The organism is Corynebacterium lipophilum (assembly GCF_024102595.1).
Taxonomy (GTDB): domain Bacteria; phylum Actinomycetota; class Actinomycetes; order Mycobacteriales; family Mycobacteriaceae; genus Corynebacterium; species Corynebacterium pseudogenitalium.
Genome location: NZ_JAEUWV010000020.1, coordinates 1 through 25,804 on the forward strand (window position 1 = coordinate 1; position 25,804 = coordinate 25,804).

At 60.4% G+C, this 25,804-nt stretch carries 22 protein-coding genes and 1 CRISPR repeat array (1 of these 23 cut by a window edge); of the genes, 8 read left to right on the top strand and 14 right to left on the bottom strand.

Annotated elements, in window-relative coordinates; all coding sequences use genetic code 11:
* The first annotated feature begins 515 nt into the window (after positions 1-515).
* Both JMN37_RS09900 and JMN37_RS09905 read left to right on the top strand, forming a co-directional pair.
* Positions 516-752, top strand: coding sequence for a hypothetical protein (locus JMN37_RS09900; RefSeq protein ID WP_071573698.1), 237 nt, complete (start codon positions 516-518; stop codon positions 750-752).
* 4 nt (positions 753-756) lie between these two features.
* Positions 757-1,476, top strand: a complete 720-nt coding sequence (locus tag JMN37_RS09905) for a DUF981 family protein (protein ID WP_071573699.1) — start codon at positions 757-759, stop codon at positions 1,474-1,476.
* Here JMN37_RS09905 and JMN37_RS09910 read toward each other — a convergent pair.
* Complete coding sequence (locus JMN37_RS09910; RefSeq protein WP_071573700.1) at positions 1,473-2,066, bottom strand: HtaA domain-containing protein; 594 nt, start codon at positions 2,064-2,066, stop codon at positions 1,473-1,475. The two genes, JMN37_RS09905 and JMN37_RS09910, sit on opposite strands and share 4 nt — an antisense overlap.
* Positions 2,067-2,123: 57 nt before the next feature.
* Positions 2,124-3,263 carry an NAD(P)-dependent malic enzyme gene (locus JMN37_RS09915; protein WP_252932009.1) on the bottom strand — a complete coding sequence of 380 codons (1,140 nt, stop codon included), beginning with the start codon at positions 3,261-3,263 and terminating at the stop codon, positions 2,124-2,126.
* Positions 3,264-3,427: 164 nt separating this feature from the next.
* On the opposite strand from JMN37_RS09915, the gene JMN37_RS09920 reads away from it, so the two are divergent.
* The 3 genes from JMN37_RS09920 (at position 3,428) to JMN37_RS09930 (ending at position 7,195) form a co-directional block, all read left to right on the top strand.
* On the top strand, positions 3,428-4,411 hold the full coding sequence (locus tag JMN37_RS09920; RefSeq protein ID WP_252932010.1) for a hypothetical protein: 984 nt from the start codon (positions 3,428-3,430) through the stop codon (positions 4,409-4,411).
* A 207-nt stretch (positions 4,412-4,618) separates the two neighbouring features.
* Positions 4,619-6,505 (top strand): LGFP repeat-containing protein, encoded by a 1,887-nt coding sequence (locus JMN37_RS09925; protein ID WP_252932011.1) that lies wholly within the window; start codon positions 4,619-4,621, stop codon positions 6,503-6,505.
* A gap of 24 nt (positions 6,506-6,529) precedes the next feature.
* A complete protein-coding gene (locus JMN37_RS09930; protein ID WP_071573703.1) occupies positions 6,530-7,195 on the top strand; it encodes a hypothetical protein in 666 nt (221 codons plus the stop codon).
* A 38-nt stretch (positions 7,196-7,233) separates the two neighbouring features.
* Here JMN37_RS09930 and JMN37_RS09935 read toward each other — a convergent pair whose 3' ends face one another.
* The 3 genes from JMN37_RS09935 to JMN37_RS09945 all read right to left on the bottom strand — a co-directional run bounded on the left by JMN37_RS09935 (position 7,234) and on the right by JMN37_RS09945 (position 8,926).
* On the bottom strand, positions 7,234-7,848 hold the full coding sequence (locus JMN37_RS09935; RefSeq protein WP_143110613.1) for a hypothetical protein: 615 nt from the start codon (positions 7,846-7,848) through the stop codon (positions 7,234-7,236).
* Between the two features lie 70 nt (positions 7,849-7,918).
* Entirely contained in the window at positions 7,919-8,185 is a 267-nt protein-coding gene (locus JMN37_RS09940) for a hypothetical protein (protein WP_071573705.1), read from the bottom strand.
* A gap of 9 nt (positions 8,186-8,194) precedes the next feature.
* Positions 8,195-8,926 (bottom strand): hypothetical protein, encoded by a 732-nt coding sequence (locus tag JMN37_RS09945; RefSeq protein ID WP_143110614.1) that lies wholly within the window; start codon positions 8,924-8,926, stop codon positions 8,195-8,197.
* On the opposite strand from JMN37_RS09945, the gene JMN37_RS09950 reads away from it, so the two are divergent.
* The 3 genes from JMN37_RS09950 to JMN37_RS09960 all read left to right on the top strand — a co-directional run bounded on the left by JMN37_RS09950 (position 8,925) and on the right by JMN37_RS09960 (position 12,188).
* Entirely contained in the window at positions 8,925-9,998 is a 1,074-nt protein-coding gene (locus JMN37_RS09950) for a hypothetical protein (protein WP_143110615.1), read from the top strand. The genes JMN37_RS09945 and JMN37_RS09950 overlap by 2 nt on opposite strands.
* Positions 9,999-10,128: 130 nt before the next feature.
* Positions 10,129-10,563, top strand: a complete 435-nt coding sequence (locus tag JMN37_RS09955; RefSeq protein WP_071573708.1) for a DUF2871 domain-containing protein — start codon at positions 10,129-10,131, stop codon at positions 10,561-10,563.
* 2 nt (positions 10,564-10,565) lie between these two features.
* Positions 10,566-12,188: an MFS transporter gene (locus tag JMN37_RS09960; protein WP_252932013.1), complete on the top strand. Its 1,623-nt coding sequence runs from the start codon at positions 10,566-10,568 to the stop codon at positions 12,186-12,188.
* Between the two features lie 152 nt (positions 12,189-12,340).
* Here the strand turns inward: JMN37_RS09960 and JMN37_RS09965 are convergent, their stop codons facing one another.
* The 9 genes from JMN37_RS09965 to JMN37_RS10005 all read right to left on the bottom strand — a co-directional run bounded on the left by JMN37_RS09965 (position 12,341) and on the right by JMN37_RS10005 (position 22,672).
* Positions 12,341-13,345 carry a putative endonuclease domain-containing protein gene (locus JMN37_RS09965; RefSeq protein ID WP_252932015.1) on the bottom strand — a complete coding sequence of 335 codons (1,005 nt, stop codon included), beginning with the start codon at positions 13,343-13,345 and terminating at the stop codon, positions 12,341-12,343.
* Positions 13,346-13,624: 279 nt separating this feature from the next.
* Positions 13,625-13,981, bottom strand: a complete 357-nt coding sequence (gene cas2e / locus JMN37_RS09970; protein WP_070361634.1) for a type I-E CRISPR-associated endoribonuclease Cas2e — start codon at positions 13,979-13,981, stop codon at positions 13,625-13,627.
* A complete protein-coding gene (gene cas1e / locus JMN37_RS09975) occupies positions 13,978-14,916 on the bottom strand; it encodes a type I-E CRISPR-associated endonuclease Cas1e (RefSeq protein WP_070361635.1) in 939 nt (312 codons plus the stop codon). Before cas1e ends, cas2e begins: the two co-directional genes overlap by 4 nt.
* Before the next feature lies 1 nt (position 14,917).
* Positions 14,918-15,631: a type I-E CRISPR-associated protein Cas6/Cse3/CasE gene (cas6e, locus tag JMN37_RS09980; protein ID WP_071573709.1), complete on the bottom strand. Its 714-nt coding sequence runs from the start codon at positions 15,629-15,631 to the stop codon at positions 14,918-14,920.
* A complete protein-coding gene (cas5e, locus tag JMN37_RS09985; protein WP_070361637.1) occupies positions 15,628-16,350 on the bottom strand; it encodes a type I-E CRISPR-associated protein Cas5/CasD in 723 nt (240 codons plus the stop codon). The genes cas6e and cas5e overlap by 4 nt, the downstream gene beginning before the upstream one ends.
* Complete coding sequence (gene cas7e / locus JMN37_RS09990; protein WP_252932017.1) at positions 16,347-17,477, bottom strand: type I-E CRISPR-associated protein Cas7/Cse4/CasC; 1,131 nt, start codon at positions 17,475-17,477, stop codon at positions 16,347-16,349. The genes cas5e and cas7e overlap by 4 nt, the downstream gene beginning before the upstream one ends.
* Positions 17,478-17,501: 24 nt before the next feature.
* A complete protein-coding gene (gene casB, locus JMN37_RS09995) occupies positions 17,502-18,131 on the bottom strand; it encodes a type I-E CRISPR-associated protein Cse2/CasB (protein WP_070361639.1) in 630 nt (209 codons plus the stop codon).
* Complete coding sequence (gene casA, locus JMN37_RS10000; RefSeq protein WP_070361640.1) at positions 18,124-19,827, bottom strand: type I-E CRISPR-associated protein Cse1/CasA; 1,704 nt, start codon at positions 19,825-19,827, stop codon at positions 18,124-18,126. The genes casB and casA overlap by 8 nt, the downstream gene beginning before the upstream one ends.
* A 58-nt stretch (positions 19,828-19,885) precedes the next feature.
* The gene (locus JMN37_RS10005) at positions 19,886-22,672 is read right to left on the bottom strand and encodes a CRISPR-associated helicase/endonuclease Cas3 (protein ID WP_071573710.1); all 2,787 of its coding nucleotides are present in this window, start codon (positions 22,670-22,672) and stop codon (positions 19,886-19,888) included.
* A gap of 272 nt (positions 22,673-22,944) precedes the next feature.
* Positions 22,945-25,804: a CRISPR direct-repeat array (repeat unit 28 nt; unit sequence GTGTTCCCCGCGCCTGCGGGGATGAGCC); it runs 33 nt beyond the window's last position.

The following is a 25,804-nucleotide window of genomic DNA, read 5'->3' on the forward strand; positions in this document are numbered from 1 at the left end:
AGGCACACATGCGTGAACGCGACCAAGCCAACTCACCCGACGGCCGGCCGAAAGTCTACGACACCGGCATCGACACCGACTTCAACCCCTCCTGGGCCATCCGACACGGCTGGGCAGGACGCTCATAGCCCCAGCACAACACCCCACAACCCACCCATCCCAACCCCTGAAAAAGCACACATTTTGTCACTTAAGTCGACACGCCGAGAAAAGCACACATTTTGTCGCTTAACCCGTGCGGGGCCGGGGCCTGCCTGCAAGGGCCTCAAACATAAAAACGCAAAGAGTGAACCCCCTGCGCTCTCGCACTCGAAAATGGGGGGGTGTTGAGTGCTCAACCGGACTCGGGGGGAATCCGTGGGCAGGAGGCTCGACATTTATTATAGCCAAATTTTCTCCCTTGTAAAGCCCGCGGGAAAAGAAGCAAATATTCCAAGGTAAACGCCATAATTAGGATATCCTCATTTTTTAGCAGTACGTGCGTACTGCAGTTCTTGAGTGAAAGTAGGACAACTATGCATGTAGGCAAAGAGCTGGTGCCGGTTGATGATCAGACGCAGGGGTGGGCGTCGAAACTTCTCACGGCGAGTTGGGTGCTATTGACGATCTTTGTGGTCGTCGGTGGGCTGTTTTTCTGGGTCATGGGCGGCGTGAAGGGTGAGGACCTTGGGGCGCTGACGTGGACGATTGCCTTTTGCTCGATGATTGCGTTGATGACGATTCGTCAGTACTTGTTGGCTGAGAGGAGCTAGGGCCATGTTGATGCAAGGTATCACGTACAACACGACGATGGGACTCGTCGTCGGTGTAATTATGCTGATGGTGCCGCTGTTCATGCGTGCGTTGCAGAAAGCCGGAGACCGCTCAGTGTCTGGGTTTGGCTGGGCGTTCGTGTTCCTCGGTGCGTTTCTCGGGATGACGGGTGTGCATATGATGCTCACGTGGCCGCTGGAACAGATCGAGGGTGTGTTCTGTTGTGCGGTCGATAATGTGACGTTTGGTGAACCAGCCGCATTTTACGGTGTGATGACACTTATCGTTGGTGTTGCCGTGCTTCGCGCAGAGGATCGTGCTGACCGCGGTCTTCGTGATTTGGACTGGGTGGCTACGCTCCGCCCGATTCTGTATGTGGCTGCGGTCGGTGGGTTTGGCCTGATCATGTTTGGTATCGCCGGGATGCATTTTGGTCAGTGGCGTCCACCAGAGGTTGAGCCGATTGCGCGTTTGTTGTCGGGCTCGATGCTTGAACCGTTTATGGTGTTTACCTTGTACGTGGGTACGGGGCTTTCGGCGTTGCTTTCCCCGTTCGTGCTGACCAGCCCGGTTGCCCGGAAGGTGTTTGTGCCGGTGACGTTCATCATCGGCATGATGTGGGTGTTCCTCGGCCTGACTCTGTTTTACGGCCACGTTGGGTTCTTCCCGTGGCCGTTGCAGGGTGGCGGTGAGATGCACCCGGTGGGTGAACCGCTGTTTTAGAACGGCAGCTTCGCGGGCAGGTCGAACGGCAGTAGGTCCTTGAGTGGCCCTGCTACGACGGCCACGATGGCACCGAGAGCAGCCAGTACGCCGAGGGCGATGCCTGCGGCTTTGAGCTTGTCTTCGGTGTCGATGTCGAGGCGGGAGCTCAGGTCCGCCTTGCCGAAGGTCAGGTTGAGGTCGGCCTTGGCGTCGGATGGAGTCTCGCCGGCTTTGAGGCCGAGTGGCGTGATGCCGACGCCGTAGGTGACAGGGCGGGCCTTGGCGGCAAAGTTGGGCTGCGATGGGTCGATGGCGTTGTCGAGTTGGAAGGTGCCCAGGACTACGTCGTTGTGTTCACGTTCGATGACCGTTCCGGATTCGATGTCGCCGGTGATGGTGGCGTTGGTGCCGGTGATGGTGATTTTGATGTCGTCGATGTCGACCTTGGGGGCGACGGTGCCGTGCAGTTTCAGTTCGCCGTCGAAGTGGAGGACGCCGTTGCCGTTGGCGTCGAGGCGGGTGTCGGCGACGTCGAGGGGGAAGGTGACCAGGTTGGCGTTCGGTTCGAAGACGGCTTGGTCCTTGGCGTAGACGCCGGCACCGGTCACCAGGTTGGCGTTCTTGTTCAGTTCCTGCAGGAGGGACTGCTTGATTGGCCTGTTCTGTTACACGGCGTCCGCTACCGCCTTGGCGACGGCCGGTGCCACGCGGGGGTCGAGTGCTTGGGGGACGATGTTGTGGGCGGTGGGGGCGTCGATAAGTGAGGCGATGGCTTCGGAGGCGGCGAGCAGCATGGGGCGGGTGATGCGGGTGGCGCCGGCGTCGATGGCGCCGCGGAAGATGCCGGGGAACGCGAGGACGTTGTTGATCTGGTTGGGCATGTCCGAGCGCCCCGTTGCGACGACCCCTCCGTGCCTGCGCGCGACTTCCGGCTCGATTTCCGGGGTGGGGTTGGCCAGCGAGAACAGGATCGGTGCCTCAGACATGAGGAGGACTTGTTCTTCGGTGATGTGGCCGCGCGAGAGGCCGATGAAGGTGTCGGCGTCGCGGAGGGCGTCGTCGACGGTGGTGTGGATGTTGCGGGGGTTGGTGCGCGCGGCGAGGGACTGTTTGACTGGGCTGAGGCCGACGCGGTCGGCGTGGATGGGGCCTTGGGAGTCGAGGACGATGATGTCGCGGATGCCGGCGTCGAGAAGCATGTCGACGCATGCGATGCCCGCGGCTCCGGCGCCGGAGATGACAACGCGCAGGTCAGCGAGGGTGCGGCCGAGGACGCGCGCGGCGTTGCGTAGTGCCGCATAGATAACGACGGCGGTGCCGTGCTGGTCGTCGTGCATGACGGGGATGTTGAGGCGTTCGTCGAGGCGGCGTTCGATGTCGAAGCAGCGTGGCGCGGCGATGTCTTCGAGGTTGATGGCCGCGAAGGAGGGCGCGATTCGCACGACGGTGTCGACGATTTCGTCGACGTCCTGGGTGTCGAGGACGATCGGAAAGGAGTTCAGTCCAGCGAACTGCTGGAAGAGCTGGGCTTTGCCTTCCATGACGGGCAGCGATGCTTGGGGGCCGATGTCCCCGAGCCCGAGGACCGCGGTGCCGTCGGTGATGACGGCGACGGTGTTCCCGGCTCCCGTGTAGCGGCGCGCCTGGGCGGGGTCCTGTGCGATGGCTTCGCAGACTTCCGCTACCCCCGGCGTGTAGCAGATGGCAAGATCGCGCATGCTGCTCACTTCCATCCGGGATTGGATGGCAAGCTTTCCACCCTCGTGAGCTGCGAATATTTCGTCTGTCGCTGGCTGTCCCTGCACGATTTTCCTTTCATCATCCTAAAGATTGACCCCATAGTACAGCCGTGGTGTGCCTGGGTCTATGGGTTAACCCCGGTGTGTTTCACGTGAAACATGGGAAACGTAGCGGTGGACTAGGCTAAGATGTCTTTAACTATGTTGTTTTTCACCCAAAAGGAGCGCAGGTGCGACGCGCAACTAAACTCGGAGCTGCAGCGCTAGTAGCAACGCTGGCGCTAGCGGGCGCCGCCGCTCCCAACGCTGCTGCGGACCTCAGTTCCGTGCGCTACACCGCCGGCGTCGTGGTGAACCAAGGCGACATTGTTGAGGTCGGCATCACGAGGTGCCAGGTTGGCTACGTCGATGCGGCGTCGAAAACGGTGTACGTCGCGCGCCACTGCTTCACGCAGGGCCCGGGGGAAGTTCTCTACAAGAACAGTCAAGCCGTCGGCTACAGTACTCGCGCCGGGCTTATCGACGTCCGCTTCAAAAACGACGACGTCATGGCCGTCAGGCTCTACGAGGATGTTATCGCAGGCCAGAACCTCTTTTCGGGCGACGCCATTGTAGATTACGACACCCTCGAGTCCGGTATGGAAGTGTGCGCTAACTCGGTAAAGCAGCGCAAAGATGTGTGTGGCAGCCTCCAGGGCGCCGGCGACGGCGTAATTAAGGTCGAATCCGATGACACCCTCATCCAAGGTGACTCAGGTGGTCCAGCCTGGCTCGTCGATGACTCCGGCAACCCCCTCTCATTCGTTGGCGTGATCTCGCAGACCAGCACTACCGAAACCCCGAACGGTAGGCCCTGGTACGAGTGGAAACTCACCTCCGTAACCGCGAAGTCCTGCCGTGCCAGCACGGAAGTTCCCTCCTACACGCGCACGCGGCCGGAATCGTGCGGGATTCACGACGACGCCCCCGGCCTCCTCGCACCCGTCACCAGAATGCGCCCACCCGGCCAGCCCTGGATGAAGCGAGTAGCCACCGAGTTCGAGGTGTTGTCCTCGAAGATCAAGAGTGGTGACCCGCTGAGCCGCCAGCAGGAGGACATGGTCTTGGGGCTCACGCTGTCGATCGTAATCGGCCTGGCAGGGCTTGGGGTTTACGGCGCCTACCTGCTGGGCGAGCCCATGATCGCGCGGTTCGTGGATGGGCTCAAGTTGTAAAGAAAACTCATTCGTTTACAAGGGGACGAGTGGTGGAAGGCGTATGGTAGAGGCCAAGCGGTGTTTATTTTTACCGTGTCATTGTTTCGCCCCATTCTTTTTGTTTGCGAGAACCCTTCTTAAAGAGAGTTCGGGGCTCTTGAAACTTTGGTACAGTAGATGTCGGGTTGTTAGCTTGTCACAATCTCTTCTACCGAAAGGGTAGCTGTGCCTAAAACTTTATTCCGACTGGCCGCGATGGTCTCGAGTATCCTTCTCGCCACTTCATTTGGTTCGCCAGCTCATGCTCAATCTTTCCCGCAATTAGAAAGCTCGTTGACTAATAGCGATGTTGCAGGTTATGAGACCCCAACGGACGACCTGTCAACTAGCGACAGTGGCTTTTACGTTCCGGACGATGACATGAGTAGTCCTTTCGCAAAGTGGGGCTTCCCCACCCCGCCCGGAGCTGAAAAATATCAGGTTAATGAAGTGTCTGATGACGATCTTGACCCACAGGGCCTGGAGGGATGGCATTCCACGAGCTATCCGAAAGAGACGATAGTTGAAGGCCAGATGCGCTCTGATTATGAGGCGATCCCAGAGGATTTCAGCAAGGTCGATGCGGACAACGCAGAGACGACTGAGGCTTATTTGCAGTCGACAGAGGTTTCTAACCTGCGGGCTGCGGCAGGATGCAGCGTTTACTGGCCATCCTGGTTCAAGGTCTGTGGGGCGATCAAAATCAAGTATGACCAGATCGGGGGTCCGGCGAGTTTCCTTAATCTGCCGAAGTCTAACGAAAAGACCAATCCGGATGGCGTAGGCAAGCGTTCGGAATTTCTTAACGGATACATCTACTGGCATCCCAAAACCGGTGCACATAGCGTCAGTATTCCTGTCTCGAAAGTCTGGCAGCGCCATGGCTGGGAACAAGGATTCCTCGGCTACCCCACCACTAGTGACATGGCTCTAGGGGACCAGTGGTTCAAGCAGGACTTCCAGGGGGGTCACGTCTACACCCACAATGCACTGCCAGCTTCGCAGGCCAGCATACAGGGCGCGATCTACGATAAGTGGCAATCCATGGGAGCTCAAAACAGCGAGCTTGGTTACCCTATAAGTGATGAACTGACCACTCCAGATGGAATTGGACGTTATAACGTCTTTGAGGGTGGCATGATCTACTGGACCCCCGCGGTGGGAGCGCATGCGGTTCGGGGCGGGATACTGGCTTCGTGGGCTGCGCAAGGCTACCAAGCCAGTGGCTACGGCTATCCTGTCGAGGATATGTTCATCAACGATCAAGGAGTTCAACAGCAACGTTTCGAGGGTGGGGTTCTTTATGCGGACCCCAATGTGTTTTGGCAGCCGTTCTCATGCTTCAATGCTGTTGCTCGAATCGCAGCAGAGTACGGAATTCTAGATGGAGTGCAATTTATGTGCTCAAACCGTGGAATTTCATTTAGTGCTAATGGTAACAACTACTTTGGAATGCCCACGGTGAAAGATGTTGCTAAAAGTTTGCCGGTCACCGAATTACGAGCTGTGGCAGGAGCGATAGAACCCAAAGGGGTAGAATGTGATGTGTACGCATCAGGTCAAATTTGGGGACCATACCGCTATTCAGACTACAGGATCAGTAAAAAGATCGAATTTTGTATTGGGGAAACAAAACCAATATCACCGGTCGCACCTATTGAACCCAAATGGTCGCGGGCCTTTGGGTGGACTATTACTGACAAGTTAATTCAACGAAGACATGGAGAAGTGATCACGAGTGTCAATAATTTGGATTTACCGGACTTCACTTTCCAGCTTGATACCCGCTTGAGGGAAGATCGTCGCTTGCGCCTAGACGAAACAGGAGAGGAGATAACCGGCGAAGTTACCCGGCCTGGTCTAAACAATGCAAGCCGTTTTCCATACAACATCCCTGATGAAGCTGGAACATATTTTACGGAGGTAGATGGCATCGGCCTTGCGATTCCCGAATGGGGTTATAAAGCCGGTTATGGTGGGTATAGGTTTGCGATCGGCCGATTTGAATGCCCTCAGTACACCTTTAACGGAAAACTCTGTGTTTTCACTAATCCTGTTGACGATCACACATAGACGATGTTGGAAGGAGTACTGAATATGGAGAGTCCGCTGTGGGCTGACTTTTGCGAAAACCAGGGGCTCACCGAGTTCGAAGATATTACAGACCTGAGTGCTTCTGGCGTGCTGAGAAGCCTCATGATGCACAACACCTCGACAGAGGTGACGTTCGATTGCATGAAATACAGTGGAGGTACCACGGACGCCGAGGGCCCGTTCACTGATTTTACGGTGTACCGTGTGCACTCCTATCCCGCTCAGTCTGAGCACATCTACTTTCGCGACGGCGAGAAAATCGACCACACTGGTCCGGAAGTTCGCAACAATCAACTGATCCACCGAGCCGAACTCATGTCCGGCTGTGGGTGGCCAACTGTGCTGTTGTACTACCAGCGATACCCTGAGTTTTGGGGACACAGTTTTAAGACACCACCGTACGCGCACTACCCACGCTCGTTTACTCGAGCAGGAAAACCACTGGAACAAGGCCGTTACATCAGAGTTGTGAGCTACTCCGACGAGGAGATGCAGGGGCTTCAAATGTGGAAGGAAGCCGTCATCGATACGAAATTTTCGATGGCGGTCCTCTTCGCTCGCCACTACGGATCCGAAATCGACGGAGTGTGGACCATGCTTCACATCGACGAGCGGCACGACCGCCGGTGGCCAGAACACAAAATAGCTGACTACCACTGGTCTTTCTAGGCGGAACGCGTTTTCGGCCATCGAGGGGCCAGAGAGCCCTAGCGCACATCCTCCTTCCTCAGTGCCGCTGCCGAGCCACCAGCGCCATTCTTCGGGCTGCAGGTCGGCTTCATATTGGCGCCGATGTTCTCTTCCCACGGGAAGCGGAAGCCGCGCGCACAACCCCACCCGGTATCCGGTGCGGTGTAGAACTGGGCTTGTCCCTGTGGCGATCCACCCTTCGGAGAGCCGGATAGGTAGTCCTCAAACGTTGCTAGCGCCGCCGGGCAGTCGGTGCCGTCCTCAAGGGCGATGATGCGGTACCCGTGCTCGAGGGAACCACAGTAGGAGCCCTCGGAGGCGTTTTTACCTGCAGGTTTGGTGGCGTCGGCAAGTGGTGGCGTACTTGCCGTGAACTGGCCGTCTGTCATGGTGAAGGTATGTATGCCGCGCGTGACGGTAACCTTGGCGCCCTGATTCTCAAAGGTGAACCCATTGATGGTGGTTGTTTCGCCGGGTGCGAGGGGGCGAACGTCTGTCTCAAGTGGGGTTGCCAGCGTTCCGATTGGTTCGAAGCCGACAGCCGGTTGATAGCTGACCGCATTTGGAAGCTGCTGACCGGAAAACTCGTCGGAATTCTTCAGCGCAGGTGCGGGTTTACTGAACTCTGCCATGCACCAAAAGTTCTTTGTAGATGTTTCCGGAAGGCAATACATGTCTTGGTCAGGCATGCCGATGTAGTAGTCAAATCCACCCACGCCATAGGCGAACTCCTTCCCATCGACTTCCGTCAACTTGCCGGACTTCTCCCGCTTCGGCGACTTCGACTGCTTTGCCGAAGGTGACGGCGCCTCCTCCGCCGAGTTTTCTTCCCCCCGCTGCTTCCGCAGGCGCCGCCTCCGGGGTGGGCCGCTGCGTGATCGTGATCTCCTGCTGCTTGGCGGGCGCGCAGCCCGCCACCAAACCAGCGGCGATACCGAATGCGGCCGCCACTGCGCCAATCTTCTTCATGGCCTTACCTTAACCCGTCCACTTCGCCAGCTGGACGGCACCGGCGTCGCCGGTGATGTCGCGGCACACGGGCATCCCGTCGTGGTCGCGGGAGCTCCACGGGCCGTAGCCGCTCCGGTCGCACTCCCACCCGGTCATGGTCACGCCGTCCGGCGACACAAACGTGCCGATTGCGGTGGTCGCCGCTTCGCAGTCTGTGCCCTCCTCAATCGCAATCACGTCCAGGCCCTCCCCGCAAATAGCGGCCTGCACGGTGCCGCAGTAGTCGCCGATTCGAGCGTTCTGGCCTGCGGAAACATGCTCGGGGTCTTTCAGTGGTGGCGTCGATAAGGTGAGTTCGCCATGTTTCACGTTAAACCAGTGCGCACCCTTCGCCACGATCACTCCGCCGTCCCCGTTGTGCGTGACGGCCCAGTCGCGCCAGCGCGGGTGCTCGTCGGGCTGCAGTTCGTGGCCGTGCTCGGGGTAGGTGGCGCCGACGTCGTGGGAGGGGACGAAGCCGAGCACCGGGTCGAAGTACAGCCAGTTCGTGGGCTCGCCGGAGTACTCGTTAGGGTACTGGGCGTCGGGCGCATCGACGAGCTGCATGGTGCAGTCCAGCATTTCCTCGGCGGTGTCGACGGCGCAGTACAGGCCGTGCTCGGGCTCGTAGAAACCGGCGGAGATGTCGGCGGGCTCGTCGTCGCATGCAACGAGCGCGGCGCCAAGCGCAATTACTGCACTAATCCTCATTTTATTCATGCAGGTAGTGTATCGTTTCTTACGTATCGACGCCCCCTCCGCTCACCCAAGCGGCACCCCAAAGGAGCACAACGTGCGAAGCATGAAAACAGTACTGGCAACAACTCTCGTGGCTGGGATGGCGGTGACAGGTTTGACGGTGCCCGCTCAGGCGGAATCCTCGGAGCCTTCGGGTTCGTCGGACTCTTCGGGTTCGTCGAGCAAGCAGAACGGCCCGGTGGTCGTGAACCAGGGGGATGCGGTAGGGCGCCGAAACGGTGGGTGCCAGGTGGGGTACGTCGATAAGAAGTCGCATACTGTGTACCTTGCGCGGCACTGTTTTAGGGAAGCCCCCGGCGAGCTCGTCTACAAGGGCAATATTCCGGTGGGCAAGACCACGCGTTCTGCAGTGCCTCCCGAGGATGGAGCTTTTAATTACCTCAACGATGACGTGATGGCAGTACAGCTATTCAGCGACATTGTTGCTGGTGATAATCGCTATTCAGGTGACGCGCTTGCCAGTTACCCTTCGCTGATGAAGGGGATGCGTGCGTGTATGAACTCCCGGCAGATGGGCAAGGTGGTGTGCGGGGTAATTGAAGGTGCAGCTGACGGCGTCACCAGTGTAGTTGCGGACGAGGCCCCGATCTCCGGTGACTCTGGTGGCCCAGGGTGGCTCGTCGATAAGAATGGCGAACCTGCAGGGCTCCTTGGGGTGCTTTCAATCGGCGGGACCCAGAGTTCTACAGAGCAGGCAGGGCGGCGCAAAATCACAAAGCTTACGTGGGAATTCGATTCGCTCACTCACAAGCCGTGCAGAACAAATACCGAATCACCTAAGTTTATGCCGAAGAATCCGTCCTCCTGCGGCCTTCGCGAGGACGCGCCGGGCACATTCACCCCGCTGACGGAAAAGCGTCCGCTCATCAAAAACGAACCTGGGTGGACGTCGAGCCAGTTTGAACAAATCTCTTCGAAGCGCGAGCAGGGCATTGACCTCAACGATGAAGAGCGGCAGGTGCTTATCGAAACGCTAGCGGTTACGGTGGCCGTGCTGCTTGGCCTCGCGGGGTTCCTTATTACGTCCCGCTAACCCCACTCAACCGATCGGTTGACGCAACATTCAACCTGCTGCGCGATTACTTTCTGCGCCCGCTCCAGCACCATTGATGGTGTCAATAGATTTCCCGCCGGTGCTGGCGGTTGTAGAAGGAGTGTGCAAGGTGCAGAAGTTGTACAGGGCAGCAGTGTTGTACTTGGTGCTTGGGTTGGGCGCGGGGTTGTTCTACCGCGAGTTCACCCGCGCGAATGATTTTCCGGACGGCCAGTTCACACAGCTTGGGGTGACGCACACGCACTTGCTGGTGCTCGGGTTCGTCATGTCGTTGATTTTCTTGGTGTTGGAGAAACTGTTCCGGGTTTCGCGGTCCGGCAAGCTGTTCACGTGGTTCTTCTGGGTGTACAACGTCGGCGTGCTCATGACCTCGGGCATGATGGTCTGGCACGGCATTCTCACCGTGCAGGGCAAGGAGTCCACGGCGATGATCGCGGGTATCGCGGGCTTGGGCCACATCGCGATCACGATTGCGTTGGGCCTGTTCATGGCGGCGCTCGGTCGCGCGCTCAAGCCTGTTGGGCCAGAATCAGTAAGGCGCTAGTGATGAGCGAAGTAGAGGTCACCACGCCAACGCGTCGCGACTGGATCAGCCTCGCCGTCCTCTCGGTGGGACTCGGAGTCATCGTTCTCGACGGCACGATCGTTGGCGTGGCGTTGCCGTCGATAATTACTGACCTCGGCCTGGACCTCACCCAGGCACAGTGGGTGAACAGCCTGTACGCGGTGCTGCTCGCCGCGTTGTTGCTGTCCACGGGCAAGATTGCGGATTCGTGGGGCCGCAAGCGCGCCTTCCTCGCGGGCCTCGGGGTGTTCGTCGCGGGCAGCGTCCTCGCCGGCTTTTCGACGTCCGCCTCGACCCTCATTTCCGCCCGTGCAGTGCAAGCCGTCGGTGCTGCCCTCATCATGCCGTCAACCCTTTCGACGGTAAACGCGGTCTTCCGCGGGAAGTATCGCGCGGCCGCCTTCGGCGTATGGGGCGCCGTGATCTCTGGAGCCGCCGCCGTCGGCCCCCTGGCCGGTGGCGCACTGACGCAGTGGGTGTCCTGGCACTGGATCTTCCTGGTCAACGTGCCAATCGGCGTGATCGTCGCCATCGGCGCGGTGCTCACCGTCCGCGAGACCCGCAGCCCCGACAAGCTCCCCGGCATCGACGTCGACGGCGCCCAGCTCAGCGCCATCGCCTTCGGCACCCTCGTCTTCGCCATCATCGAGGCGCCCGACCTCGGCTGGTGGACCCCCAAGGAACCCCTGACCGTGCTCGGCTGGACCTGGCCCACCACCGCCCCGGTCTCCCCCGTCCCCGTCGCACTTGCGATCTCCGCCGTGGCCTTCGCCCTGTTCATCCGCTGGGAGCAGCACCGCCAGCGCGTGGAACGCTCCGCGCTCCTCGACTTGGGCCTGTTCTCCTACTCCACCTTCTCCTGGGGCAACATCACCGCCGGCGCCGTCGCCATCGGCGAGTTCGCCATCATCTTCATTTTGCCGCTCTACCTTATTAATGCGCTGGGCCTGTCCGTCATGTCCGCCGGCCTCGTCCTGGCGGCGATGGCCGTCGGCGCATTCCTCTCCGGCGCGGCAGCCCGCCACGTCGCCGCCCGCTTCGGCGCGCCGGGCACCGTCCTGATCGGCCTCGCCCTCGAGGTTGTGGGCGTCATCATCCTCGCCTCCGTCATGGGTGCAAACACCAGCGGCTGGCTCATCGCCGCCCCACTCACCCTCTACGGCCTGGGCCTGGGCCTTGCATCGGCGCAGCTCACCGGCACCGTGCTCCGGGATATTCCGGTACAGCGCTCCGGCCAAGGCTCCGCCACGCAAAGCACCGTCCGCCAGATCGGCTCCGCCCTCGGCACCGCGGTCTCCGGCTCCGTCTTCTCGATGGCCCTCGCCATCGCCCTCCCCAAAACACTGACGGCCGCCGGCATCACCGGCCCCCTTGCCGACGCCACCTCCACCGCCACCCGCCAATCCGCCGGCTCCGCCATCACCCAACTCCGCATGGAGGGCGCAGCCAGCGCATTCGGCGACCAAACCGCCGTCGTCGTGCAGGCCCTCAGCGAGGGCATGGCCGACGCCGCCCGCTGGTCCCTCCTCGCCGCCACCGCCTTCCTGGCCCTCGGGTTCGTCGGCGCGCTGCAGGTGCGGAGGGCGGCCAAGGCCGGGGCGTAGGGCCCTGCCACGTCCCCAGCTCCGCCCCGCCTTGCCCCTCCGAAAAAGTTCCCGCGCCCGGGAACGATTTCGGCTTTCAGGCCCGTTCCCGTCGACCGGCACTCGTGTTTCCGCAGGTGGCGACGCATGTCCACGAAGAAAGTTCCCGTTATTCAAAATCCGTTGGGAACTTTTCTGGTCTGCACACGAACCCGGCCTTCCTGCATCAGCTCTTCGATCAAGGTGAGGCACTCAAACATTGTGGCTGCCGAGCACCGCGCCGGTGTCCAACCTTGCCGAATCATCTTTAAGGTGATGGAGGAGTCCTTATTCCGCTGTTGGTAATCGGAGTGATGTGCGCCGTCGTACATGACGGCAATCTTCAACTCGGGAATGGCAAGGTCAAACACTGTGACAAGCTGGTCACCGACCCTCAGTGGCACTTGTTCTTCGACCGTGCAGCCGTACCGGTTGGCCAGGGCGGCAACCAGCAGGCGCATTTCAGTTTCTTTTGGTGAGTCCGCCAATACGCTGCTGTGTCGTAGCACCTTGTGCAGCCATGTGGCGTCAATTTTGTGCCTAGCTGCCTTGGCGATGCTGCTGGGTGTGATGCCCCAAAAACGTCGCGCACAGTCAACTAGTTGGATACCTCTGACCTCTTCGGGGGCCAGCCCCTCTACAGTGACGGTTCTCCACAGGTGCTCACCACGTTTGACCTGCACAAGTGCCTGTATTACGGCGGTGAGTGGTGTGACCGCTTGCAGTGATACACCTCGGTGGGTGACGGTCCATGTTGCAAGTGAGATCCGCGATCGGCGGATTGTCGGACGGCAGGCCCCGGCTACGCTGGTGTGGCCGGAGGTGGTCACCAGGGTGGTGTCAGCGCCTTCGACGAGATAGGGCAAGCCGTAGAGCGCGAGTGCCGAGAATCCGGCGATGATGCTGCCGGGTTGTTCTACCGCGTGTGCGATTGCACGGACTGCTGCCGGGGCGTGATACCTGACGTTTTTGGGGTGGTAGCGCGCATTGTTTTGGACTTGCCATGGTTGCAGGCAGTGTTCGTTTTGTAGGTAGCGACGCACGCTGACCTGCTGGTATGCATGGTTTGGTGTTCGCTGTTTTTGGTGGATCAGGGGCGTGTCGAGGTCGATGGTCATGCCGTTGTAGAGAGTGTTCATACCGTTTAGACGTAAAAACGGCGTGTTCGGCTCCCTCAGTGCTTATTATTTTTCGACGCCCCTAGCCTCGCCCGCCACCCGTCGCCCGCCGAGAAAGTTCCCAACGTTTTTTGAAACCGGGGACCTTTCTTCGTGGACAGTCGTCGCGAACTGGGGAAACGTAAGTGTTGGTCGACCGGAATCGGCCCAAACCAAAAATAGTTCCCGGACGCGGGAACTATTTCAGGCCTACCCTTTCGACCACCCAGGCATGTCAATCTCCCCGTCCGTGGCCACGACCTAAGACGAAGTCCGCCTGTCTCGCTCGTATGCGATGCGCTGCCGTCGTGCCTTGCTCCACCCGGTGCGCCGTTTTGGTGCTCGCGCGTTCTCGCGCATCATGAGCGTAATGCCGTCGAAGTCTGTCGGTTTCCAGGCGTGCCGGTGCTCGCGGAACTCCATGCCTTGCTCGTTATTTGAGCTGTAGACGAGCAGTGCCCTGCCGTCTTTGCAGAGCTCGATGGTGCGGTCCCAGAGTAGGTCTCGGATGCGAGCTGATGGGGTGCCCACGAAGACACCTGGGCTGAGTTCCATGAGCCACTTTGTCAGGTCGCCGCGCAGGCCCGCCGGGCATGCGGTGACGATGAGCACCATCATTGCAGTGCCTCTTCCTCTGCCCAGTTGACGCCTGCAGAGATGACTTCCAATTCGCTCCACAGCATCAGTTCGACATCGCTGTAGAGTTCTTCTTCGGGTACGTCCATGACGTATTGGAGGTCTTTGACCATGCGCTGCATCAGTCGCTTTTCGACGACAGCGTCGCGCACCTTCCGTCGCACCTCGATATGCGGTTTCCCTTTCGCTTCAGCTACTGCGTCGAACGCGGCGGGGATGGCGATCTCGGCTTTGTACAGGTCGGCGATGTCGTAGACGAACGCGCGGTCTGTTCCGGTGTGGACAACTCCGAGTGCGGGAACGAACCCAAGCCCGGCAATGACTGCGTGAGCAATGCCGTAGAGCGCTGCGCTTGCCGCAGTGAGCGCTTGGTTGATGGGTGTGCCGGAGTCGAAGTCGTGCGGGTCGTAGCTTCGTCGGTCCCAGTACACGCCGGTTCGTTCGGCTTCGGCGGCGTAGACACGTTTCATGCGGGAGCCTTCCCTGCCGCGCAGCTGCGCCATGGTGAGAGTGGACACGTCCTCTCCCGGGAATCTGAGGCTGTACATTTTCCGGGCGCAGTCAAGCCGTTTGCGCTGGTGCGTTACGACTTCCGCTTGGAGCAGCGCCATCCGCGATGACTTCGCGGGTGGGCGGCCGGAGGCGTAGTACCGGACACCGCGCTCGCCGACCCAAACTGTGCTGGTGCCTGCGTCGCCGAGGAGTGCCATCGCGGCGTAGGTGATCCGGGTTCCGGGGCCGAGCAGGAGCACCGCAAGTTGTGTCGCGGGGACGTGTGCGGTGCCGCGTTGGTCGGTGATCGTCAACGCGTTGCCGTCACGGTTGACCACGCACCGTTCCGCGTAAAGGAAGGACAGCCGATCACTCATTCGCGCGAGTGCACGGCGAGTGATCGGCAGTTCGTCAGGTGTTGGCATCTCAGCACCTATTTGATGGGGCTAGCGTCAGGAGGCCACAGCCGTAGCCGCGACCACGTCCGATGCCTTGGGTGAGGGTGCGTCGAAAAGCCTCGACGTCAGTGACTTCCAGGACTCCGGAAAAACGGGCCTTGGCGATCCGTACGGGCCTGCCTTTGGTGCCGTCGGCTTTCTTCCGGTGGAACACGTCGGTCCAGCTTTGGATGACTGCCGGTGCTTCAAACGCGTCCCAGTGTGCGCGCTCTTCGTCGTTGACCTCGTCATCGAGCCCTGGTGCCAGCGCAAACCCATGTGCGAGTGACTTTTTACGCAGCCAAGCAAGCTGGTGACGCGGGGAAACGTGCGCCTTGATCTTGCCCCGTTTACCCTGCTGAAACTCGCTATACGTTGGGTTGGCAACGAGTTCGAACTTCCAACGCTGCCCTTTCATGATGCTGTCGAGGAAGCGGCTGTAGTCGGCGATTTTCGCCGGCCGGGTATCCCACCCTGCTTGTTCCACGATGGAGTCAGCGGTCGGCTTTTCGGGCCCCACGATGTAGAGCACGTGGGTGTGTTCTTGGCTATCGACGCGCCACAGCACCCGCCCTGCAGTCTCATCGAGATCCGGCGGGAACGCACTGCGTACGGCGGCGTGCATCGCTTGGGAGTCGGTGAGCAGTCGCCTGCCTTGGCGTCGGGCGGGGTTAATGAGGATCCTTGTGAATGTATTGCTCATGCCTTGATCACCGTTTCGAAGAAAACGTCACTGTCCACCAGCGATTCAGTTCCATCCGGATTATCGATAGCGACGTCCTCTACGCGCAGAACGTCACGCCACCCGTAGCGTCGGTGCTGCGGGTCGAAGCTTATGGGCACGTCCTGTCGCCGGACTCCGCCTTGTTCTTCCTCGTCCGCATCCCGGTAGAGCGCCAAGTTGACGTGTTTTGGCGCTTCACGCTTGTGCTGTGCTGTTGCATGCCACGTAGGATGCTCGCGCAGCGCAGTTTCCGCGTCGGTGTCGACGATGCCGATCACTAGTCCTGGGTGCACCGGACATGACCTTCGGCCCATGAAGAGTGGGAATGCGGGAGCGCGTAGTGCTTCCGCGATGCCCTCCAGCAGGGCACGGTCGTCCGATTCGACAGCTACTACGAACGCAGCGTCGCTGAGGAAGTATCGGGTGATGAGCTCCGCGGATGCGTTCGGGTCGGTAAGCCAGGGCTGGGCCGTCTGATAGTCGCGCAGTAGGCTGCCTGACTGGTCAACGCGCACTCCGAGCCGGAGGCGAGTGAGGTCTTCGACTGGGTCCGTTCGACGCCGCCCCTGTGCTGCAGCGATGAGTCCGATGATGCCCGATTTCGTCGGTGTGAGCGCAGTAGCACGTATTTTGTGCCGAGACTCATCACCCCATGACTGTAGGGGCCCTTTCAGTAGGAGGAGTAGGGAGGAACTCATGCGTCATCACCTAGTGCGGTGGCAACGTCGGCTGCGACGCGTTCGCCCAGCTCCTTCAGTGTTACGCGCTCCGCGAGGCCGTCGAATGGCGCGGCGATATCGCCGAGACCGAGGACGTATTGGCTGGTGGGGACGAAGCTGTAGGTGTCCTGAATTGCGCGTGCCTCGTCGGCAAGACGTGCTGCTGCTACGTGGCGACGGTCGAGTTGCTCGGTTGCAGTCACCGCGTCTTCAAAAGCAGTGACGAGGGAGACTGGGCGGGTATCGCGGACGGTCACAAACACGAGCTCGGGGAGAGTCTGGTTGGCAAAGGTATTGATCTTGCCAGTTGGCATGGACGCGACGAATGCCTCGATGAACTGCTCGACAGCCTTAATCGTGGCATCGGTGGACTCGAGGTTTTTCTTCAGGCCGTCGACGTTGATGGTGGCGTAGCGGTAGAGGCTGGAGGACATCATCTGTACAGTGCCGAGCATCCCTGCACCAGTTTCTTCGCCTTCTTCGGCAAGGTCGTCGACGGCGGTGTAGAAGTCGAATTCGGGCGCGGATGCGTGCACGCCGATGGCGTGCGCTACCTGGACTGCTGCGTCGACATTGAAGGATGCGTCGTCAGCAACCATTCGACCGAACATAGACATGTCCACGCTGTGGTTGGTATCCAAAATGGCAGTCGCTTCGGCCTTAGTGAACTTCTGACCGTCGCGCTCAGCAAGCTCGCGGACAGCGCGATCGATTTGCTGTGGGCTGAGGAAGATCAGGTAGGTGGTTTGTGGCCATGGGTTGTGTTCGGTGTCGTCGCCCTTCTTTGGCTTCTCTACGACGGTCTTGATCTTTACAGCGTTGAAGAGCTGCTCCGTGCGCTTGATGGCGTCTTCATCGGAGATGCCGGCAACTTTGGCGAGCTGCTTCGCGATCTTTTCTGGAAGGCGCTTGGAGCGGTCACCGATGGATTCTGGATCGAAGTGCTCGGCGAAGTACTTGCGGATTGCGCGCTTCCAGGACTGGGAGGAGACGCGCTGACGTGGGACGCCGCCGAACACGGCTGTCTTAGGGGCGCCGGTATCGTCGCGGTTGATGAGTGAAGGCGGGACTGTCTGAAGTGCGTGGATATCGATGATGAGAGACATGATTGTCCTTTCGAAAAGTAGAAGTTAGCGGATTGCGTTGTCGAGTTCTTGTGCTTCTGCCTGGGCAGAGGGCCGGAGTGTTCCGATGGCGAAGTCTCTACCCCACCGCAGCAAAACGCCGTCCCGGTACTTTGGGTTTTGGAGCGATCGGAGATCCCCGGCGAATTGCCCGTAATCAAACGGCAAGTCTTGCGAGCGAAGCAGGCTGACGAGTGAACGTAGATGGGTGATCCGTGATGGGAAATCCAGAGCAACCTGCATCGCGTCGAACCGCTGCTTTATTGAGTTGGACTCAGTTTTTCTGTAGAGCTGACCACATGCGAGTGCGAACGAATCTCCCTGCTTGTGCGCCGGTGTGCGTGCACTTTGCATGTGGACCCCGAACAGGGCGAGTGCGTAGAACGCTGCGTACTCGCTTGGGGAGGGCTTGTCAGACTTTCCCAGTTCTTGATCACTGAGTTCCGGTTGCAGCAGCATGAGCACGTCTTGGAGTGCGAGCGGGTTATGCTCCAATCCTATTGAGGCATATTTGCGCAGGTCGGCAAGCGATCCGCGGGCGCTAGCTCCTAGAGCGGTATGGGCTTGCTCTAGGTAGTGGTTCTGTAGCCGCGTCGCCGTTGCCCCTACTGCGGCGCGGAGGGTGGGTTTAGTCATGGTTTTCTCCCTGTTGTGATGTGCGGTCGGCGTTTCGCTGGGCAAGCAGCGGAAGGGCGTCGCGCAGCTTCCGAAGCAGCTGGTTATGGATGGATCCGGCGTTGATCACACGGCCTTTGCCGTCTTCAGTGCTATCGAGGCGGCCGATCATGGCTTTGGGTCCTGCTCCTCGGACGAGTTCCGCTGCAAGCTCGAGTGCGCTATCCCGGACGAGTTCCTGCCAGCGCACGCACTCGGAGGCTACGTCGTCGATGTTGAGATTCCGGAGCCACGTCATGAACTCGGGTTCGAGAAGGGCGTAGAGTCGGTCCGCCGACTTGGTGCCGAAGCTGTACTCTCCGCCTGCCGCGACCGCGAGTTGTCCTTCAAACCAGCCGAGGCAAACCGCTGTATCGCGCACCGCCTGGGCGGCCGCGCGGACACGTTGCCGGTCGGTGGTGGAATACTCATTGTTCTGCAGCAGATAGAGGGGCAGCCCGATTTCGCCGCTGATCACGGTGCCGACAGAAGAACTCTGAGGGCCGTAAGCCATGGAGACAATGGCGATGTCGAGCAGTTCTTGCTCCCTGGTCACGTCGGCAATCTCCGCCAGATTTGCGAGTGTTGCGGGTTTGATCGGGGCCAGGTTCTTTCCGCCAAACCCGGCGTCATTTTCACTGACAAGGAGCGCATCGATCGAGTTCCACACGGTGCGCTCTGAATCGTATGGCTTCGGGTAGTACGCGGTGAGGTCTTTCTTACTCTGATTCGGGCTGTACCGGTATGGCGTCATCGGGTCGCCGAAAACATTCTTTCCTGCGTCTGGGATGCGGTCACCATTGCAGACGAGCACTCTCGTGACGCGGTCCCCTTCTGGGAAGAGGCGGATGCGTCGGGTTTGCCAGGTTGCCAAGTCAGCAGGGCCGTTCGGCATCACGCCTTCCTTGGGTGCACTTGGATCGAAAAGGCGTTGCTTGGCGGTATCAGGATCGCGTTCCCAGATCGGTGTGTCTCCCGTGGCCGTCGGGTCTACTGCTTCCTTGACTGTATTGAGCACCAGTGTTTCTTGCAGTGTGTCGCCGCGTACGACCGTTCCGCCGGTCATGCCAGCCCACCCGGTCCCGATCGGGTAACCTCTGCCACCCTTGACTCGCGGGTCATCTGCAGCGCCAGATTTGATGCCAGAGTAATCGTAGGCGTGTTGGTGGATCAGCCACCTGGCTGCCTCCGGGAACGAAATGGAGGCGCGCCCTGCGCCGGTGCGCATCGTAAAGAAATCTGCCTCAGCGTCTGGGAGGATCCTCGAGATAGGTGAATGCGTATTCTTGCTGGTATGCAGGTTCGCTACCTGCATGAACGGCACTTCATCGTCGATCAGATTGAAGCGGTGTTCGTATTCCTTCAGATAAGCAAGAACGATGTCATCGCGCTGGTGCTGTCTCGCCTGGTTGCGTTGTTCCTGGAACCACGACTCCCAGCGGAAACCTCGGCTTCGTCGGCCGGTGGGTACTGAACTCTTGAGGTGATGGTGGTGCGCTCGCCAGTAAATGGCAAGCAGCACTCGGAGCACCGCGTAGTCCTGCGTCGGTGAGTCGCCGACGACGCTGAGTGGCTGCTCGGTGCCGTCGAAAATTTGCTGCAAGCTGAGGACTTTGTCGCCGTCAGCCGTTGTGGTGCAGATCCACGGTTCATGTACGAGGTTGAATGTCACGTTCATCACTCCTTTCTCTCATTGTTGTGCGTATGACTACAGCGTAGCGGTGGAGGGGACACCACTACTCACCCCTTTCGAACGAGACTTCGATTCCGAGCTCGCTGCTGTAGCGAACGAGGAATCGGCCGATCCTTGTTTCGCCGTCCTCGTCGAGGGGAAGTGCGAGTTGGCCGTTGAGTAGGTAGTGCTTACTCCAGGTGACAGGGGTATTTTCCTCGAGCGCATCCATGACGATGTTGAAGTCGCTCTCGTATCGCGTCAGGCGCGCCGGGAGTCGCACAGTGCTTGATGCGAGTTGGAATGCCGTCTGATAGTCAGGCTCGGCGTCGGCAAGTACTTCCTTATCGACGCCCCATAGCCGGTACCCGTAGTCAGTCTCGATAATCGGGATCACTTCGACGGTGGGCTCCGCGTCGCGAACCTGCGCAGCACCGGCTTCTTCCCTGTCCAGGTTCAGCGCTGCACCTTTGTTTTCGAAGAATTCAATGAGAGTCTCAGCATGAAACGGGGATGGAGTCCGGAACGACGTTGAGCGTTTTCGCGCGTTGTGCTGCCTTAATTGGCTTACTCCGGCGGCTTCATCCCAGATTTGCTGCATCTCGTCGGGCACTACGGTCGTGTCCAGGTCATACGTCGATTGAACGAGCGCTTCAATGTCGTCCGGTCGACGGAACGTAGTGGGTAGGTGGAGCAGCGTGGAAAGAAGAATCTGAGGGTCGTAAATAGCCATCGCACCACCGTCGAATTCAGGAGTCGGCAGGGGCGAGAGCACGCCGCGAATAAAGATCTTCGGATCCTGTAGTTGAGGTGGACGGTCATCGACCGGGCGGCTGTGACGCTGTAGTCGGCCAGCGCGTTGTACTACCAGGTCCATCGGCGCGATGTCGGTGATCAGTACGTCGGCGTCGATATCCAGACTCTGCTCGGCGACCTGGGTTGCAACAACAACTTTGCGGTATGGGCGACCTGCGCCGCGCCGCGCGTGCGGGCCGAGTTGTTCCCGGAGTGCGTCTTCCTTTTGCAATCGTTCCCAGGCGATGAAGCCGGCGTGGTGCAGTTCGATGTCATCCGCGTACTGGGTTTTGAGCTCCCGGTACGCATCTTGGGCGCGGGCAATGGTGTTGCAGATGATAAGGGCGCAGCCGCCGTCGATAAGCAGGTTGTCGAGCGTGCCTCGAAGAGTGTCGAGTGAGTCGTCGATGTGCTCGATGGTGGCCACCATGTTGGTTGGATTTGGGGGTGGCGTGATGTACGTCGTTGCAGACTCATCGGCGACCGTAATCAGCGGGTAGCCGTGTGGTGCTTCCTCGGGAGCCACCCCGGTGTACGCTTCGACGAGCGAGGCCCGTCGCTGGGCTGGCAACGTCGCAGACATCATAATGACGCTCGCGCCGTAGTAAGCAAGCCACTCAAGTGTGGTTTCGAGGTATTCGGAAGTGTACGCGTCATAGGCATGAACCTCGTCGAAAATGATGACCTTTCCAGCTAGCGCGGCGTGACGCAGCATCGAAAAGCGTTGCATAAGCGACATCATTAAGACTTGGTCAATAGTGCCAACGACAATGTTTGAGAGGAGGCCGCGACGTCTCCCTCGCATCCAGCTGCTCGCGATCACATCACCGTGGTTTGACGTTTCGTCTTCGGCGATTCCGCGCGGCAGACTCATTGCTGCCCGTGAGAGCTGGTTTTTGGAGTGTGCGAGGTACAGCGACGTGACAGTGCCAACGTCCGAGGTGTTGCGCGCCCAGTCGATGGTTCGCTCCAGTAGCCCGTTCGCAGTGGCCATAGTGGGGGCCGCAAAATAGATGCCCTGTGCACCAGTCTGATCAGCGATGATGTGTGCTGCGGCAAGCGCCGCCTCAGTCTTACCGACGCCAGTCTCCGCCTCAAGGATGAACAGCGTGGGCCGGGTTGCGCGCCGGGCAGCTTCAGCGAGTGCGCGTTGCACGTTGCGCGCATTGAAGTGTTGAGGCCAGGCAAATGATGCTCGATACAGCTCGTCGATGTCGCTGATCGGTTTAACTGGGTGCCATGGAGCCGTGAGGTCGGTCTGCGCCATCCCCGACCGCAGCCTCTCGACCTGTCCTTTATCGACGACCATCGGAAACGCCTCAGCATTCGACGCTATCCAGTCCGCAATGACCACCAAGCCAGTCAGGAACTGCGCAACCCCCGCCTCGGGGTCCTCGATCTTTCCGATTTTGTCTAGGACCGGTTGCGCGTGCAGCGTCGTCGTCATTGCGCTGACAATTTCGTCTTGAACGCCTAGCCATGCCGCTGGGTACTTGCTGAATTCGTTTTCAACGGCTGTCTTCTCGTCGCCTGTCGACGCGACTCCGTGGTGCGCGTCCCCTGTCGACCCAACCCAAGTAGCCATCGTTCGCGGCATGCCTTGTGTTTCCAGCCAGCGCCTCAGGATGACTCCCGAACTCCTGCCGTGCGGCATCTTCAGAAGTTCATCTTTTTCGAGGTCAAGGCCAGTATCGACAATGGCATTGATGATATGCTCGTACCCGGCTCGATCCTGAAGCTGGGTCTGGAAAGAGCGGGTAATCTTCCCCGCGTCGTGAGTGCCAGCGAGCCAAATATAAAAAGTGCGGAGCTCCTCGACGGTGATTGCTAGATGCCCCGCGATCTCGCGTTTGATGTTATCGGCGACCCATACGTCGAACACCGCAGCTGCGGCACAGGCTGCATCTACTAGATGCTGGGGAACTGAAAGATGGCCAGTCTCATCGCCGGACTTGGCCCAAAGAGACTGCGCCTGCGGGGAGCGTTTCGAGACCCACTTTTCGAACAGCTGAGCTGTCTCGAGCGTGCTTTCTGGCAGTTCGTGTCCGGGCCTCATGTTTTAATCCTTTTGTCGATGTTGCTTCAAGTTATAGCAAGTGTTTCATACCAATGCAACCCGGAACCCGCTCTAATCAGTTAACGAAAAAATACTTAACTCTTTTGAGCACGGCAGATTCAGGCACTAAATTCTAAGTATCCCCGCTTCGGCAGGGATGAGCCTTGATTGGATCGAGGCTTTAGATTCTCCCTGCGTCGGCGGGGTTATGTTCCGATCGCAAGTCGTATGTAGAATGCGGTACAGGCTCCAAAACTTGCAGCTCAGCAAGTGTGTTCCCCGCGCCTGCGGGGATGAGCCCAGCCACACTTTCACCTACCTAGAAAGGTTTTTGTGTTCCCCGCGCCTGCGGGGATGAGCCCGTTGCCGGGGCGTTGTGCCCTGGCGACATGAAGTGTTCCCCGCGCCTGCGGGGATGAGCCCCGGCGTAACACACTACACACTGAAAGGTCTACGTGTTCCCCGCGCCTGCGGGGATGAGCCAGCATGTGTAATCCTTTTCAATAAAGGGGCTGTGTGTTCCCCGCGCCTGCGGGGATGAGCCAAGCGCGGGGCGTGAACTGGTCTGAGCGCACAAGTGTTCCCCGCGCCTGCGGGGATGAGCCCCGATGGGCAGCGATGGATAGCGATGAAACGCGGTGTTCCCCGCGCCTGCGGGGATGAGCCCAAATCGCGTGCTGGTGCGGTGCGGGGGCAGTCGTGTTCCCCGCGCCTGCGGGGATGAGCCCCCCACAGCTGCAGATGTGGGAGGTAACAGCGGGTGTTCCCCGCGCCTGCGGGGATGAGCCCCGATGAATGATGAACGAAACCTATAACCCCCAGTGTTCCCCGCGCCTGCGGGGATGAGCCCACGACTTCCACGGTGCGGGCCATACGGTCGGCGTGTTCCCCGCGCCTGCGGGGATGAGCCCTCGCGGCCCTCGCACCGGCGCTGGCGCGGGAAGTGTTCCCCGCGCCTGCGGGGATGAGCCCTGTTTCATCTCGTGAAAATGTTGCCCCTGACCGTGTTCCCCGCGCCTGCGGGGATGAGCCGTCCAATGAAGAGCCGGGGCACACCACCCGCGAGTGTTCCCCGCGCCTGCGGGGATGAGCCCCCCAATCAGCTTTCGCCTAGCCATCAGTAAAGTGTTCCCCGCGCCTGCGGGGATGAGCCGTGACCGCATGAGCAGCAATTATGACCGGTTGGGTGTTCCCCGCGCCTGCGGGGATGAGCCCATCGACAGTGGCCTCATGGGACTCGGCAACCCGTGTTCCCCGCGCCTGCGGGGATGAGCCGGCGCGGCGCGCGCTATCGAGGTTTCCCGGCCTGTGTTCCCCGCGCCTGCGGGGATGAGCCGCGCACCCTTGCCCGGTTTGAACCCCCGGTTGTGTGTTCCCCGCGCCTGCGGGGATGAGCCCCTTGCGCCTCACACACAGCGCATCTCGAGCCGTGTTCCCCGCGCCTGCGGGGATGAGCCCCTTGCGCCTCACACACAGCGCATCTCGAAGCCGTGTTCCCCGCGCCTGCGGGGATGAGCCGTCTCCTTCCATCATGGGGCGCGCCGGGGAGAAGTGTTCCCCGCGCCTGCGGGGATGAGCCCATCACCCGTGGACGATGCCGGGCAAGCACTGGGTGTTCCCCGCGCCTGCGGGGATGAGCCGGATACGCGGGTGGCGGAGCATGTCGAGAAGCTGTGTTCCCCGCGCCTGCGGGGATGAGCCCGACGCCTCAGCAACCGACCCAGAACCAGGCCGGTGTTCCCCGCGCCTGCGGGGATGAGCCCCCCTACGGTGAGGGGTCGGTTAGGGGGTCGATGTGTTCCCCGCGCCTGCGGGGATGAGCCCCAGCGGGGACGTAATGAATGTGCGCGGGTCCAGTGTTCCCCGCGCCTGCGGGGATGAGCCGCAGTCGCGCTGTAGCGTCCTGAGACAACAAAAGTGTTCCCCGCGCCTGCGGGGATGAGCCCTTGCCCTGCGATGCCGCCTTGTAAATCTGGTCGTGTTCCCCGCGCCTGCGGGGATGAGCCTCTCACCTCCAGGGGCTTAGGTGGCCGGATTCCGTGTTCCCCGCGCCTGCGGGGATGAGCCCCCCAACCCGCCACCTCACGGACGGCGAGGTCTGTGTTCCCCGCGCCTGCGGGGATGAGCCTCAGCTGGGAACCGAGTTTGATAAGGCGAAGCTGTGTTCCCCGCGCCTGCGGGGATGAGCCCACTGGCCAAAGGCATGCGCGTAATCGTGACGGGTGTTCCCCGCGCCTGCGGGGATGAGCCCACTGGCCAAAGGCATGCGCGTAATCGTGACGGGTGTTCCCCGCGCCTGCGGGGATGAGCCGTTTGGCAGGTCAATTAGCGACTATCTTTTGAGGTGCTCCCCGCGCCTGCGGGGATGAGCCCACTGCCTCGTCGATACCGCCGTGCGCGAGGTGGTGCTCCCCGCGCCTGCGGGGATGAGCCCTCACGCGCCCACGCCTCAAACGTCAACGCCCCGTGCTCCCCGCGCCTGCGGGGATGAGCCGCTGAAGATGAAGGAGGTGACGGGACGTGATTGGTGCTCCCCGCGCCTGCGGGGATGAGCCCCTCATTGGGGTTCGAGGCCATTGATTTTTGCGGTGCTCCCCGCGCCTGCGGGGATGAGCCCAGCTCCTCGTCGAATTCCACCGGGTGAATTTCGTGCTCCCCGCGCCTGAGGGGATGAGCCCGTGAACAAGGCTGTTGCCGCTTCCGGGGCGCTGTGCTCCCCGCGCCTGCGGGGATGAGCCGGCGGGCACCGACCGTGTGGCCCGTAACGGTCTGTGCTCCCCACGCCTGCGGGGATGAGCCCACCGCCGCGTTCAACTTCTCCGGCAAGAATGAGTGCTCCCCGCGCCTGCGGGGATGAGCCCGCCAGGACGCGAAAGGCGCGGGGCGTGAACTGGTGCTCCCCGCGCCTGCGGGGATGAGCCCGGCGCACCTAGCGCGCCATGGTGTGCGAACACGTGCTCCCCGCGCCTGCGGGGATGAGCCGGCGGGCACCGACCGTGTGGCCCGTAACGGTCTGTGCTCCCCACGCCTGCGGGGATGAGCCCATCAATAACGCTTTCGTAGGTGCACCACCGATGTGCTCCCCGCGCTCGCGGGGATGAGCCCGACCCTTCGCGGGCCGCATAACGGCGC